Origin of the sequence: Streptomyces sp. GbtcB6 (assembly GCF_019091475.1) — a bacterium.
GTDB classification, from domain to species: domain Bacteria; phylum Actinomycetota; class Actinomycetes; order Streptomycetales; family Streptomycetaceae; genus Streptomyces; species Streptomyces hyaluromycini.
The window spans coordinates 90315-103986 of record NZ_JAGXJL010000001.1; the positions used below are offsets into that span (position 1 = coordinate 90315).

Sequence of the window (13672 nt, forward strand, 5' to 3'; positions counted from 1 at the left end):
GCCCCACCCCCTACTTCACCCCCAGCACCTGCTCCACCGGATCAATCGCGAAGTACACCAGGAACAACGCCGAAACGGCCCACAGAAGCCAGTTGACCTCCTTCGCCTTCCCCAGCACCGCCTTGATCACGACGTACGCCAGGAACCCCGCCCCGATGCCGTCCGTGATGGAGTAGGTGAACGGCATCGCGGCGATCGTCAGGAACGCCGGGATCGCGATCTCGTACTTGTCCCAGTCGATGTGCTTGACGTGGGTCATCATCAGGAAGCCCACGGCGATCAGCGCGGGCGCCGCCGCCTGGAGCGGGACGATGGTGAGCAGCGGCGTGAGGAAGAGGGCCAGGCCGAACAGGCCGCCGGTGATCAGGTTGGCGAAGCCGGTGCGCGCGCCCTCCCCCACCCCCGCCGCCGACTCGATGTACGCCGTGTTGGAGGAGGCCGAGCCGAGGCCGCCGGCCACCGCCGCCGCGCCGTCGATGAACAGCACCCGCCCGATGCCCGGCACCTGCCCCTGTTCGTCGAGCAGCCCGGCCTCCGCGCTGATGCCGACGATCGTGCCCATGGCGTCGAAGAAGTCGGACAGGATCAGGGTGAAGACCAGCAGTACGGCCGTCAGGACACCGGCCTTGGCGAAACCGCCGAACAGGCTGAAGTGACCGACGAGCCCGAAGTCGGGCGTGCCCACGATCTTGTCGGGGATCTTCGGCGTGGTCAGGCCCCAGCTCTTGATGTCGGCGGCGGAGTTGATGACGATCGCCACCAGGGTCATCGTGACGATGCTGATCAGGATCGCGCCCTTCACCTTCCGCGCGACCAGCGCGATGGTCAGGAGCACGCCAACGCAGAAGACGAGCACGGGCCAGCCGGTGAGCCGTCCGACGGCCCCCAGCTGCACCGGCACGGTGGTGTCCGCGGCGTCCGGGATCCGGCTGACGAAACCCGCGTCGACGAAGCCGATGAACGCGATGAACAGGCCGATGCCGACGCCGATCGCCTGCTTCAGCTGCTGCGGGATGGCGTTCATGATCGCCTTGCGCAGGCCGGTCAGGACGAGCACACAGATCAGCAGGCCTTCGAGGACGACCAGGCCCATCGCGTCGGACCAGCTCATCAGCGGTGCCAGTTGGAAGGCCACGACGGCGTTGAGGCCGAGACCGGCGGCGATGGCGAGGGGCAGGTTGCCGCCGACGCCCATGACGACCGTCATGACGCAGGCCACCAGCGCGGTGGCGGTGACGAGTTGGCCGGTGTCGAGGGTGTGGCCGAACTTGTCCTTGGCGCTGCCGAGGATGATGGGGTTCAGGACAAGGATGTAGGCCATGGTGAAGAACGTGGCGAAGCCGCCGCGTATCTCGCGGCCGAAGGTGGATCCCCGTTCGGAGATCTTGAAGAACCGGTCGACGCCGTTCCCGGCAGGTGGCGCGGCCCCCTGCGGCCGGTCCACCTTCTGCGTCTCGGACATGGTCGTACTCCTCGTCCCCTGGGCGTGCGTGTGCGGATGCTGGCTGGATTGTTCCCGCGCTGAACCTGTTTCAGGTTTTCCCCGTGTTACGGAATCGCCCTCGGTGTGGTTCGGTGGACCACACCGCGTCCGGCCCCTCGCACCAGATACATCGAACCCCCGTACGATGCACACGAAATGATCACTGCTACGCTCCGAACCTCGCCGGAACGTTCCTCCGGACATTCGCATGTCATCGCATGTCATCTACATGACACAGAATCCCTGACAGAAGAGGTCACCCGTGGGCTCAGTCGTCGACGACGCCGCCTCCGCGGAGTTCCACGCCTTCTTCGAACGCCACTACGGCGAACTCTCTCGTCTCGCCCATCTGCTGACCGGTGAGGCGGACGCCGCCGACGATCTGGCCGCCGACGCCCTGCTGGCGCTGTGGCACCGCTGGGACCGGGTCCGGGCCGCCGACCACCCGGTCGCCTACGCCCGGGGTGTCGTCGCCAACCTGGCCCGCACCCGCATCCGCAGTGCCGTGCGCGAGCGGCGCCGTATCGCGCTGTTCTGGTCGCACCGCGAGGAGACCGCCGAGAACCCGGACGTCGCCGGCGTGGTCGACGTACAGGGGGCGTTGCGCCGGCTGCCGTTCCGCAAGCGGGCGTGTGTGGTGCTCCGGCACGCGTTCGACCTGTCGGAGAAGGACACCGCGCTCGCCCTGGGGATCTCGGTGGGTACGGTTAAGAGCCAGACGTCGAAGGGCATGGCGGAGCTGCAGCGGCTGCTCGGCGACTCGCAGGGTGTTCCGCAGAGGGTGCACGCGGCGATGGTGCCGCGGACCGGTGAGACCGGAGGAAGGAACCGATGAGGCAGCAGGACGTGCACGACGAGCTGCGCGCCCGGCTGCACGAGGCGGCCGAGGCGCACGAACCCGACCGCGCCCGGATCCTGGCCCGGGTCGAGCGGGGCATGGCCGCGCAGGGCCGCCCGAACCATCGCGCCACCCTTCCGCCCGTGTTCGGCTGGGTCCGGGTGGTCAGCGCCACGGCCGCGGTCGCCGCGGTCCTCGGGGTCGGCGGCTACGCGGTCGCCTCGGCCGTGAAGGACCCGCCCACCGAGAAGACGGTCGCCGTGTCGCCGACGCCCTCGGCGTCCCCGGACGCGACCAGCCGCCCGCCGTCCCGCACGGCCGCCCCGCCGGCTTCCGGCGTGCCCTCGAAGAACTCCTCCCCGAAGGCGAGTCCGACGCCCTCGTCGACCCCGAAGGCCTCCGCCACCCCCGTGGCACCCGTCGCGAAGGGCGATGAGGACGGCCCGCTCTGGTCGGACGGCTCCGTGGACCCGCACAGCAACGACTTCTGGGCGCAGTCCAACGTGACCCTGAAGACCTCCGGACAGCTGACGGCACTCACCGTCCAGCTGAAAGTGGCCCAGACAGGCGGGGTGTCCGACGCCGGAGCGTGGCGCTCGCTGCCGGAGACCGACTTCACGCAGACGGTGGCCGAGCAGGACGGCTTCCTGGTCTACACGTGGACGCTCAAGCCCGGCAGCAAGGTCGCGGTCGGCGAGTGGGTGTTCGCGGGCCAGTACAACCACAAGCAGGGCGGCCGCGACGCAAAGAACGACACCTACACGATCACCGGCACCGCGGCGGGCAAGCAGTACGCAGTGACGGGCGACTTCGCGACACACACGACAGCCGACGGCGACTCATAGGAAGGCAGCACCTCTCCGCGCCCTTTAGGGGCGCGGGGAACTGCGCGACCAGCCACAACGGGCCGCGCAGTCCGCAACGCACCGTCAGTCCATGGTGGATCCGATCGTCGTCGACCCGGTCGTCAGAAACACCGTCACCGGCAACGCCCCACTCGTCGGCCTCGCCGCATACGCGGACGTCGCGTCCGTCGACTTGAACGCCGGCGCGCTCACCCCGCCGTCCCAGCTGTTCGCGGCGGACACCGCCCTGGACCCCAGCTTGTCCGCCCCACCCCCGTCGCTCACCGCGAGGTTCCGCGCCAGCCGGGCCTTGCCGGTCTCGAAGAAGAACCCGGCCTGGGCGTTCGCGTAGGCCGTGTTGCGGTTCAGGACGATCGCCCCGGTGTTGGAGTTCTCGGTGAACCCGTTCAGCGTGTTGTCCCAGGCCGCGTTGTCACTGACGACGTGCGCGACGGCGACGCCCCCGCCGCCCAGCTTGAACCCGTTGCCGTTGCCCTCGAACGCGGAGTCGTTCCACCGGTTCTTGCCGTTGCCGAAGGCCCAGCTGTGCTCGATCCTGACGGGGGACGAGAACTGCCACAGGTCCAACCCGTCGTCCGAGTTGTTGTACAGACGGGCGCCGGTCACCTTGTTGCCGGTGCCCGAGCCGAACTTGATGGCGATGCCGTCGGCGTTCTGCCCGTGCCCGGCCTTGTCGTAGTTGCCGTAGCTGTCCAGGTTCTGGACGAGGTTGTTCACGGTGTTGTCGCCGCGCAGCGTGAACCCGGAGTCGCCGTTGTTCGCGGTGACGAGGTTCTTGAAGATCCCGCCCGTGGACGAGGTGACGACGAAGCCCTGGGCCGGGGAGTTCTGGAAGGTGAGGTCCTGGACGGTCCAGTAGCTGCCGTAGATCCCGGTGAGCCACTGGCCGGCGGGCAGCTTGGAGCCGTCGATCCTGACCTTCTCGCCGCTGTAGGCCTTGAGCGTGACGCGGTTCGAAGCGGTGCCGCTGACCGTCGACTTCAGGGTGGCGGTCGGGTAGTAGGTGCCCGCGCGCACCTCGATGACGGTACCGGCGACGGCGCCCGCGACGGCCGACTCCAGCTGTGCGGTGGTGGAGACGGTGACCGTGCTGGTGGCGGCCTGGGCACCGCCGTTCGACAGGCCGAGGTAGACGCCTCCCGCCCCCGCGGCGACGGCCACCGCCGCGGCGATCGAGAGGGTTCGCGTCCTGCGGTGGCGTCCGGTGCTGAAGCGCACTGGCCGTTCCTTTCCTTGACGTCCTTGACGTGCTGGACGTGTTCGACGAGGGAGCGAAACGGGCCGGAGGGGCCGCCCCGGCCCGTTTCTGTCTCCCAGTCGCCGCCGTGGCCGGAAAGGGTTGCCACGGACGGACAGGATTTTCCGCCGGCGTCAGGACACGAAGTACGTCGGGTTCGGCAGCTTGTACGTGCGGTTCGCGTAGCCGCCGTCCAGGTCCGAGTACTGGTCGCCGAAGTTGGCGACGATGTCGTACCCGAGGTCCTTCTCGATGTGCTGGCGCGTGCCGGACTTGTACTGCACGGTCGTGCAGTTCCAGGTGCCCGGCGTGGCGCAGGAGCTCAGGTAGGACGGCGGGTTGGCCTTGTCCTTGAGGAACATGTGGGCGGCGTCGAGGTTGACGTCGGCGCCGATCTTCTTCAGGTTCTCGACGGCGGCGCTGCGCTGCGCCTCGCTGAGCCCGGAGTTGTAGAAGACCTCGACGCCTTCGCTCTGCGCGTACCGGACGAGCTCGGCGCTGCCGAACACGCCCGGCCGGTCGGCCTTGTTGACGTAGTCGGCCCACGTGGTCGAGTTGTACGTGTAGTTGTAGCGCTTCTCGTAGTCGAGGCTGAGCAGCAGCGTGTCGTCGATGTCGAAGACGACCGCGGGCTTCTCGCCGTGGCGGTGCGCCTTGCGCGCGGCCCGGTCGATGTAGCGCTTGGCGTCCGCGTCGATGCGCGCCAGGTCCTTGGCGTAGGGGCTGGTCGGCGAGGCCTGGTAGACGCCGTTGGCGTCGGCGGCGGTGCCGTAGTAGGTGTCGATGTCCTTCACCAGGAGCCCGATGTTGTACGGCTCGTGGGTGGAGTTCGCGGTCGACTGGCCGGCCGTGGCGGCACCGGCGCCGTAGAGGGCACCGCCGGCGACCGCACAGACGGCGGCGATCGCCGCGAGACGAAGTGACTTATGCATGACAGGAGTTCTACGCGCGTCATCCGGGTGGGCGCGAGACCCGTTGCCTGATCGATATCTCATCGGCGGGCAAAAAACGGGTCAAGCGCCCTGGAGGAAGTCCTTCCGTTTGCCTCCTGTTCAGTTCATGGTGGCCCCGATGGTCGTGCTCCCCGTCGTCAGGAAGGTGGTCGCCGGCAAGGAGCCGTCCGACTGGCGGGCGTTGTAGGTGGTGGTCGCGTCCGTCGACTTGAAGGCGGGGGTGCTGATGCCGCTGTCCCAGTTGTTGCCGGCGGACACCACCGAGGAGCCCTTGCTCACCAGCCCGCTGCCGTTGCTCACCGCGAGGTTCTTGCCGAGCCGGGCCGCGCTGGTGGCGAAGTAGTAGCCCCAGCCGCCGTTGGCGTAGGCGGTGGTGCGGTTGATGACGATCGCGCCGGTGTTGGAGTTCTCGGTGAACCCGTTGCCCGAGTTGCCCCAGGCGGCCGAGTTGTTGACGACGTGCGCGACGGTGACGCCGTTGCCGCCCAGCTTGTAGCCGTTGCCGTTGCCCTCGAAGGCGGAGTCGCCCCAGCGGTTGACGCCGTTGCCGAAGGACCAGGTGTGCTCGATGGTGACCGGCGAGGAGAAGGACCAGAGGTCGATCCCGTCGTCCGAGTTGTTGTACAGACGGGCTCCGGTGACGAGGTTGCCGGTGCCGGAGCCGAACTTGACGGCGACGCCGTCCGCGTTCTGACCGTGCGTGGCGGCGTCGTAGTTGCCGTAACTGTCGAGGTTCTTGACGGTGTTGTCGACCGTCCCGTCCCCGGTGAGCGTGAAGCCGGAGTCGCCGCCGTTGATGGTCTTGACGTTGTTCCAGTTGGTGCCGGTGCAGGACTGGCAGACCACCGCGCTGTCCGGGGAGTTCTGGAAGGTGATGTTCGAGACGTTCCAGTAGTCCGCGGTCAGTTTGAAGATCCAGGAGCCGGAGGGCAGCGAGGAGCCGTCGATCTTGACCGTCTCCGAGCCGTACGCGGTGAGCGTGATCGGCGCCGAGGAGGTGCCGTTGGCCGTGGACTGGAGGGTGGCCGTCGGGTAGTAGGTGCCGCCGCGGACCTGGATGACCGTGCCGGCGGTGGCGTTCTTGATGGCGTTGGTCAGGTCGGTGGAGTTGCTGACCACGACGGTGGCCGCGTGCGCCGGGGTGGCGATGACGGCGAGTCCGAGCGATGCCGTGGTCACGGCGAGCGCGGTGAAGGTGCTGATTCGACGCATGACGTGCGGGTCCTTTCGTCGATCAGAAGGAACGGATCTGCTGGGGCTTCCAGTCGCCGAGATAGGTCGCGGGGGTGTGCGACGCGGCCTCGGCGCCGGTGAGCTGGGGCCGGTTCCCGGGGACGGTGATCACCGCGCCCGGCCCTGAGTTGCGGTACTCGCGGAACCGCATGGACTGCCAGGGGTAGGCGTCCCGCATGTTCGTGTAGGGCGCGACGGGGTCGATCCCGGGGCCGATGAGACTGTCCCGCACGACCAGCGAGGGCCAGGCGGTGGTCTCGTACGTCGGCACCCAGGGCCGCGCCAGTTTGTACGCCCCGTCCTCCGCGCCGGAGGTGAACCGGCAGCGGACGGCGAGGAACCCGTGCGGGTTGGCACGGGCGGTCGAGGGGGCGAACACCATGCCCTTGGGGGTGAAGGTCACGTCCCGTTGCAGGGTGCGGAAGTGGCAGTGCGCGTACACCGCGGTGGCCCGCCCGAAGACGAAGTCGACATCGCCCTCGATGTAGCAGCGGTCGAAGAACTGCCGGTCGAAGGAGCCGAGTTCGGTGGTGTCGGCGAACAGGGTGTCCTGGTGGGCGAGGAGCCGTACGTTCTCGACGTGGGTGCGGTCCCCGGTCAGGCAGGCGGCGACGGCCTGGGTGCCGGTGATGTCCGGGTGGTCGGCGCGCAGCCAGTCGTTGGCGAGGGTGAGGTCGCACATCCGGAGCCCGGCGGCGGCCGAGGTGAAGGTGGCCGAGCCGGCCGTGCCGTAGGTCCCCGAACCGTCCGGTCGCTGCGTTCCGTTGGCGTTGTCGTAGACGATGACCGCGGCCCGGGGATCGCGACTCGCGCCCCGCAGTGTCAACTCCTCGCTGTCGGCGGGCACGTTGACGACCTCGCGGTACGTCCCCGGGTGCACGACGATCGTCCAGCCCGGGCCGGGCACCGCGTCCACGGCCGCCTGGACGGAGTCACCGGGCCGGACGTGCAGGGTGCGGCGGTCGCGGGTGAAGGCCGTGGCCGATCCCATGGCCAGCGCGGCCGCTCCGGCGGCGAGGAGTGCGCGTCGGGTCGGCACGTCAGCACTCCTTCCACGGGGTCCAGTCGCCGAGATAGGCCTCCCGGGTCGCGGACCCGGCCTGTTCGGCGGTGAGCTGGGGCCGGTTCCCGGGGACGGTGATCGCCGCACCGGGCCCGGAGTTGCGGTACTCGGCGAAGCGCTGGCTCTGCCAGGGGAAGGCGTCCGACATGTTGGTGTAGGGGGCGACGGCGTCGATGCCCGGGCCGAGCCAGGAGTCGCGGACGACGAGCGAGGGGCGGGCCGTGGTGTCGGAGCTGGGCACCCAGGGGCGGCCCAGCTTGTAGGCGGCGGGCGGGGCTTCGCCGCTGATACGGCTCCGGCTGACCAGGTAGCCGTACGGGTTGGCGTTCGCCGTCGACGGAGCGAGCACGAACCCGTAGGGGGAGGCCGCCAGGTCGGTCCGGTCCAGGGTGCGGAAGTGGCACCCCTCGTACACCGCCGTGGCCCGCCCGAAGACGAAGTCGACGTCGCCCTCGGCGTAGCAGTGCGCGAAGTACTGCCGGGCGAAGACTCCCAGGGCCGTCGAGTCGGCGTACAGGGTGTCCTGGTGGCCGAGGAACCGGCAGTGGTGGAAGGCGCTGCGGTCGCCCTGCACCTTGAGGGCGACGGCCTGGGTGCCGCTGATGTCGGGGTGGTCGGCGCGCAGCCAGTCGTTGGCGAAGGTGATCCAGCGGGCGGTGAAGCCGTCGGCCTGCACGGTGGTGGTGGCGGAGCCGGTGGTGCCGTACGTCCCGCCGCCGGGCTTGGGGGTGCCGGCCGCGTTGTCGTGGACGATGACGACATCCCGCGGGTTCTCGGTGGCGCCGATCCAGGTGGCCTCGGTGCGGGTGGTGTCGACGGCGACCGTCTCCCGGTAGACGCCCGGGGCGAGGACCAGCGTCCGGCCGCTGCCGGTGGCGGCGGTCACGGCGGCCTGGACGGTGGTGAAGTCGCCGCGGCCGTGCGGGTCGACGTACAGGGTCTGCGGGGTGCGGCGGCGCTCCGGGGAGCCGTACCGCCCGAAGGGGCGGGCGGTGGCGTGCGCGGGGCGGGCGGCCAGTGCGAGCGCGGCGCCCGCCCCGGCGCCCGCGAGCAGGAAACCCCGTCTGGACAGGGGAAGGTGGGGCGAGGACATGCGGGTGCTCCTTGAAGAGGGAGAGGGGTGGCGGTACTCCTTGCCGTGGGGGGTGGGGGCCGGGGCGGACTCCGCTGAGCGCCCCGGCCGCGACGAACGCGCGTCAGCGCAGCTGACCGGCGCCCGCGCCGCAGTCGACGATGCGCGGCACGGCCGGCGCCGGATCGACCTTCGTCCGCAGGGTCGGGGTCCAGGTCGAGCCCGCCGTGAGGGTCTCCGCCGGGATCTGCGCGTTGTGGACGGCGATCAGGTCCGTCGGCTCACCGTTGACGTAGTTGTCGTCGGCGGTGAGCGTCGACTCGTTCCACTTCTTCAGGATCGAGCCGGCCTTGACGGTGTCGGGCAGGGTGAACGCGTTGTGCTCCGCGACGAGCTGGGACTCGATGCCGATGCCGTAGCTGTAGCCGTAGCCGTCCTCGGCGACGAAGTGGTTGTTGTAGGAGTCGACCTGCCCGAACCGCACCCGGGGCGCCCGCTCCACCAGGTTGCTGAACAGGTTGTGGTGGAAGGTGACCTTGAGGTGCCCCCGGTCGACGGCCGCGGTGGACGCGCTGTCGCTGTTGCCGATGAGGATCGTCTTGTCGTGATCCGCGAAGACGTTCCAGGAGGCCGTGACGTAGTCGGCGCCCTTGACGATGTCCAGCTCGCCGTCGTGCTGTTCGTAGATCCGCCCGAAGTAGTACGGCAGTGTGCTGTCCGGGTGGTCACCGTCGGTGAACGTGTTGTGGTCCATCCACACGTGTGTGGACCCGTAGATGACCGCGCTGTCGTACTCGGAGTTCCAGTTGCCGTCGGCGGTGTCGGTCGGGTCCCACTGCGGGAAGCAGTCGAGGGGGCTCTCGAAGCCCAGGTTGCGGACGATGACATTGTCGACGGCCTTGATCTGCAGACTGGCGCCCTTGAAACCGGCGTCCTTGCCGATGCCGACGATGGTGGTGTTGGCCGGGACGTACGCCTTGATATAGGCGTCCTGGTCGGCCTGCGAGGCGCGGCGCAGCCCCTCCGGACTGTCGTCGGGCTCGTTGTCGAGGTTGGTGGAGTGCCCCCAGGCCTCGGGTGAGTACTTGGCGAGGTAGGCGTCGAAGTCGTAGCCGGGCACGGCGAACGAGTCACAGCTCGGTCCGTCCGCGTCGATCGTCCCCTCGACCCTGATGATCTTCGGCGCGCTGCCGCCGTCCGCCAGGGCGGCCTTGAACTCGTCCCAGGTGGTGACGGTGTAGACGTGCGCGGCGTCGGCGTCGGACCCGCCGGTGGTCCCGGTGGTGGCCGCGCCCCAGCCGTCGTTCGCGGCCAGCACCTGCCGGTCCGGCGCGGCCCGGTGGGGTCCGGCGGCCTGGGCGGTTCCGGTCGCGGCCAGCACGAGAGCCGTGCAGCCCACGAGCGCCGCAATGACGCGTCCATGACATATCTGTGTACGCACTGTGCGGGTCTCCTCAGCTTGCGGGTGGCCAGGTGATCCAGGACGTGGGGATGTCCTTGTGCAGCCGGATGACGTCGTGCCGGGCCAGCACCCGGGTGCGCAGCAGCTCCTGCGCCACGAGCCGGGCCACGGCGATGGCCCCCGGCGGGTTGAAGTGCGTGTTGTCCTGCTCGGTGTCCGTCCAGTTGAAGTACGTCTTGGTCGCCTCGACCCCGAGCGACTGCCACAACGCCAGCGACAGCGCCTCGATGTCGAGCAGCGCGACGCGTTCCCGCGCGGCGAGCGCGCGCATCGCCGCCGGGTAGTCGCCGTGGGTCGGCACGGCGTTTCCGTCGGCGTCGAACCGCCGGCGCTCGACGGGCGTGGCGAGAACCGGCCGGGCGCCGCGCGCCCGGGCGCCTTCGATGTAGAGCCGCAGACAGTCCTGGTAGGTGGTCCAGGGCTCGGTGTACCGGGTGGGGTCGTCACTCTTCTCGTCGTTGTGCGCGAACTGAATGACCAACAGGTCGTGCGGCCGAAGGGTCGCGAGAATGGCGTCAAGCCGTCCTTCGTCGACGAAGCTCTTGGAACTCCGCCCGTTCACGGCTTGGTTGGAGACGGCGATTTCCTTCCGGAGAAAGAAGGGAAGCGCCATTCCCCACCCGGTTTCCGGAGCCGCATCGGCGTATTTCTGGGCGGCGGTGGAGTCTCCGGCGATGTAGAGCGTTCGCTTCCCGCCGGGAGAACGGCCGACGAGAGGAACGGCGGCGAGGGCGGCCGTGGTTACCTGTCTGCGGGTAAGTGACACAAGAGGCTGCCTTTCAGGTCTTTTAGGGGCGCGGGGAACTGCGCGACCAGCCACAACGGGCCCACAGCCCCCCCACCACCGCAACCACCCGATCTCAGTGGTGCTGTTTCCAGTCGGCCTGCGCCTTGTCGAGCTGGTCGGCCAGCGTGTCCAGGAACTCCTTCGCCGTCATCTTCCCGAGCAGCACCTTCTGGAAGTTCGGCTCGTTGTCCGCCTTGGAAATGGTGTTCCAGTCCGGCAGATAGTAAGGAAGCTGCACGATCTTGGTCGACGCCCCGTTCAACGCCTCCGCGGCCAGCTTCGTCGGCTCCGACGCCTGGACCCACGCATCCTGCGCGGCCTCGTTGTTCGCCGGCACCTGCCCCGCCGACTCGTTCCACTTGCTGTTGGCCTCGTGCGAGGCGGCGAACTCGATGAACTTCCAGGCGGCGGCCTTGTTCTTACTGGACTTGAAAAGGCCGAGACCGTCCACGGGGTTGGAGACCTGCACCCGGGTGCCGTCGTCCAGCGTCGGATTCGGAATCCCCTTGAACTTCCCGCTCAGCGCCTTCTCGTGGTCGGCATAGGAACCGAGGTTGTGGCTCAGCATCCCGATCGTGCCGGAATCCCACTGCGCGACCATCTTGGTGAAGTCGTTGTTGACGTCGGCGGACGGGGTGTCCTTCTTGTACAGCCCGACGTACTTCTCAAGGGCGGCGACGTTCTTGGGATCGTTGACGGTGGTCTTGTCACCGTTCCAGAAGGAGGTGATCCCGCTCTGCCCGTACATGGCGTCCAGCGCCTGGGCGATGGATCCCTCGCCGCCCCGGATGGTGTACCCGAACCTGTTCTTCGCCTGGTCGGTGAGTTCGCCGGCGGCCGCGTAGAACTTCGTCCAGGTGGTCGGCGGGTCCAGCTTGGCGGCACTGAACAGATCGGTCCGGTACCAGAGCGTGCCGTTGTTCGCGGAGGTCGGCACGGAGTACGTCTTTCCGTCACCGCCCGCGGACTTCACGCTGTCCAGGAACTTCTCGTTGAGCCTGCCGTTCAGCGAGCTCTTCCCGAGCCGGCTGTCCAACGGCTCCAGCGCACCCTGCGCGGCGATCTCCGCGAGCATCGCGGTGCCGACCCCGCCGACGTCGGGCAGCCCGCCGCCCTGGATGGCGGTGTCGTACTTGGACTGGACACTGGCCGCGGGCACCCCGACGTACTTGACCTTGATGTCGGGGTTCTGCTTCTCGAAGCCGGAGATGATCTCCTTCCAGACGTCGGTGCGGACACCGCCGTTGTTGTCCCAGAAGGTGATCGTGCCTTTCCCGGAGCCCTCGCTGCCCTTGTCCCCCGCGCTGCCGCTGCCGTCGTCACCGCAGGCGGTGGCGGTCAGCGCGAGGACGGAACCCAGGGCGACGGCGACGGCCGCGCGCCTGCTTCTGCGGATGCTGCTCTTCATTGATCGGCTCTCTTCTGTCTCTTCTACGGGTCGCTTCGTCGGGATCCAACGGAGAAAGGGAGCTGTGGAGTTGTGAGGAGACGGCGTCCGCGGCAGCAGGCCGTCCGTCAGATACGCACCTCGTTCGGCGGAGCCCAGGGGGCGTCCAGTTCGGAGTAGAGGGAGAGGGTGTCGGCGCAGGCCGCGACCAGTGCGTCGATGCCGGTCACGACCCGGCGCTCCGCCTCGGGCAGGTAGCGCCAGGCATCGGCGGGCAGCGCGGCCGGGTCGCCGGCCAGGCGAATCGCTTCGACGACCTTCATGAAGGCACCGGTCGCGTCCGGCTCCACCAGCAGGGCGGCGCCGGTGGTGAGATGGTCGGCGAGGTTCTCCAGCAGGTCCGTGCTGGCGTACTCGATCTCCTCCGGGCCGTGGCCCGCCCGCTGCACCAGCACCCGGTCCTGCTTGTACCAGTGGGTGATCCGGCCGCCGGTGCCGTGCACCAGGACGTACGGGTCCCCCGGCTCCTCGGCGCAGAGCGTGGCGGCGACCGTGACCGGGCCGCGCGGGGTGGTGACGCGGACGCAGGAGGTGTCGTCGGACTCGATGTCGTTGGCGCGCAGCAGCTCGGTCTCGATGCCGGTGACGTCCTCGGCGCGGTCGGTGCCGAGCAGGGCGAGGCCGGTGGCGACGGCGTGTGCGAGGGGGTTGGTGAGGACCCCGTCGACGACGTCGACGCCGTTCAGCCGCCGCTTGCCGGCCCAGGGCGCCCGCCGGTAGTAGGACTCCGGGCGGGCCCAGGCACCCGCGCCGCCCACGCCCACCACGTCACCGATGGCGCCCTCCGCGATCAGCCGCCGGATCGCGGGCACGGCGTGCGAGCCCAGCGACTGGAAGCCGATCTGGCAGGCCACGCCGGCCTTGGCGACCCCGTCGGCCATCCGCCGGAACTCGGCGTACGAGGGCGCCGGCGGCTTCTCCAGGAGCACGTGCACGCCCCGCTCGGCGGCCGTCAGAGCCAGGTCCGTGTGGGTGGGGATCGGGGTGCAGATCACGGCGATCCGGGCGCCGGTCGCGTCGAGCAGGGTGCCGAAGTCGGCGGACTGGGCGGGCTGTCCGAGCCCGTCCGGGAGTTCGTCCGCGCCCAGCGGGGTCAGCTCGCAGACCCCGGCGAGCCGTACGACGCCCTTCTCCTGGAGCCGGCGGATGTTCTCCAGGTGCCAGCGGCCGTGGCCGCGCGCGCCCGCCAGGACGAGGTCGATGGTCATGGGGTCCTCCCTGCGTCGTCGAT

General features: G+C 69.3%; 12 protein-coding genes. 2 read left to right on the forward strand and 10 right to left on the reverse strand.

Going from position 1 to position 13672, the window contains the following annotated elements:
• Positions 1-10 precede the first annotated feature (10 nt).
• Entirely contained in the window at positions 11-1462 is a 1452-nt protein-coding gene (locus tag KVT45_RS00440; protein WP_217544145.1) for an NCS2 family permease, read from the reverse strand.
• A gap of 283 nt (positions 1463-1745) precedes the next feature.
• On the opposite strand from KVT45_RS00440, the gene KVT45_RS00445 reads away from it, so the two are divergent.
• A complete protein-coding gene (locus KVT45_RS00445) occupies positions 1746-2318 on the forward strand; it encodes a SigE family RNA polymerase sigma factor (RefSeq protein WP_217544147.1) in 573 nt (190 codons plus the stop codon).
• A complete protein-coding gene (locus tag KVT45_RS00450) occupies positions 2315-3166 on the forward strand; it encodes a hypothetical protein (protein ID WP_217544149.1) in 852 nt (283 codons plus the stop codon). Before KVT45_RS00445 ends, KVT45_RS00450 begins: the two co-directional genes overlap by 4 nt.
• An 84-nt stretch (positions 3167-3250) precedes the next feature.
• Here KVT45_RS00450 and KVT45_RS00455 read toward each other — a convergent pair whose 3' ends face one another.
• From KVT45_RS00455 to KVT45_RS00495, 9 genes are all read right to left on the reverse strand, one after another.
• Positions 3251-4405 carry a right-handed parallel beta-helix repeat-containing protein gene (locus tag KVT45_RS00455; protein WP_217544151.1) on the reverse strand — a complete coding sequence of 385 codons (1155 nt, stop codon included), beginning with the start codon at positions 4403-4405 and terminating at the stop codon, positions 3251-3253.
• A gap of 153 nt (positions 4406-4558) precedes the next feature.
• Positions 4559-5356 carry an HAD family acid phosphatase gene (locus tag KVT45_RS00460; RefSeq protein ID WP_217544153.1) on the reverse strand — a complete coding sequence of 266 codons (798 nt, stop codon included), beginning with the start codon at positions 5354-5356 and terminating at the stop codon, positions 4559-4561.
• Between the two features lie 120 nt (positions 5357-5476).
• A complete protein-coding gene (locus KVT45_RS00465) occupies positions 5477-6589 on the reverse strand; it encodes a chondroitinase-B domain-containing protein (RefSeq protein ID WP_217544155.1) in 1113 nt (370 codons plus the stop codon).
• 22 nt (positions 6590-6611) lie between these two features.
• Entirely contained in the window at positions 6612-7601 is a 990-nt protein-coding gene (locus tag KVT45_RS00470) for a pectinesterase family protein (protein ID WP_217544846.1), read from the reverse strand.
• Between the two features lie 49 nt (positions 7602-7650).
• A complete protein-coding gene (locus KVT45_RS00475) occupies positions 7651-8766 on the reverse strand; it encodes a pectinesterase family protein (protein ID WP_217544157.1) in 1116 nt (371 codons plus the stop codon).
• 103 nt (positions 8767-8869) lie between these two features.
• A complete protein-coding gene (locus KVT45_RS00480) occupies positions 8870-10186 on the reverse strand; it encodes a polysaccharide lyase family 1 protein (RefSeq protein ID WP_217544159.1) in 1317 nt (438 codons plus the stop codon).
• A 13-nt stretch (positions 10187-10199) separates the two neighbouring features.
• Positions 10200-10973, reverse strand: coding sequence for a rhamnogalacturonan acetylesterase (locus KVT45_RS00485; RefSeq protein ID WP_217544161.1), 774 nt, complete (start codon positions 10971-10973; stop codon positions 10200-10202).
• Between the two features lie 94 nt (positions 10974-11067).
• Positions 11068-12402 (reverse strand): sugar ABC transporter substrate-binding protein, encoded by a 1335-nt coding sequence (locus KVT45_RS00490; RefSeq protein WP_217544163.1) that lies wholly within the window; start codon positions 12400-12402, stop codon positions 11068-11070.
• 107 nt (positions 12403-12509) lie between these two features.
• Positions 12510-13649, reverse strand: a complete 1140-nt coding sequence (locus tag KVT45_RS00495; protein WP_217544165.1) for a Gfo/Idh/MocA family protein — start codon at positions 13647-13649, stop codon at positions 12510-12512.
• Positions 13650-13672: the final 23 nt, after the last annotated feature.

Excerpts from the sequence above, each read along its gene's own strand:
- KVT45_RS00440 (WP_217544145.1), bottom strand. The coding sequence starts at position 1,462 with ATGTCCGAGACGCAGAAGGTGGACCGGCCGCAGGGGGCCGCGCCACCT.
- KVT45_RS00450 (WP_217544149.1), top strand. The coding sequence starts at position 2,315 with ATGAGGCAGCAGGACGTGCACGACGAGCTGCGCGCCCGGCTGCACGAG.
- KVT45_RS00490 (WP_217544163.1), bottom strand. The coding sequence starts at position 12,402 with ATGAAGAGCAGCATCCGCAGAAGCAGGCGCGCGGCCGTCGCCGTCGCC.
- KVT45_RS00465 (WP_217544155.1), bottom strand. The coding sequence starts at position 6,589 with ATGCGTCGAATCAGCACCTTCACCGCGCTCGCCGTGACCACGGCATCG.
- KVT45_RS00470 (WP_217544846.1), bottom strand. The coding sequence starts at position 7,601 with ATGGGATCGGCCACGGCCTTCACCCGCGACCGCCGCACCCTGCACGTC.
- KVT45_RS00495 (WP_217544165.1), bottom strand. The coding sequence starts at position 13,649 with ATGACCATCGACCTCGTCCTGGCGGGCGCGCGCGGCCACGGCCGCTGG.
- KVT45_RS00475 (WP_217544157.1), bottom strand. The coding sequence starts at position 8,766 with ATGTCCTCGCCCCACCTTCCCCTGTCCAGACGGGGTTTCCTGCTCGCG.
- KVT45_RS00460 (WP_217544153.1), bottom strand. The coding sequence starts at position 5,356 with ATGCATAAGTCACTTCGTCTCGCGGCGATCGCCGCCGTCTGTGCGGTC.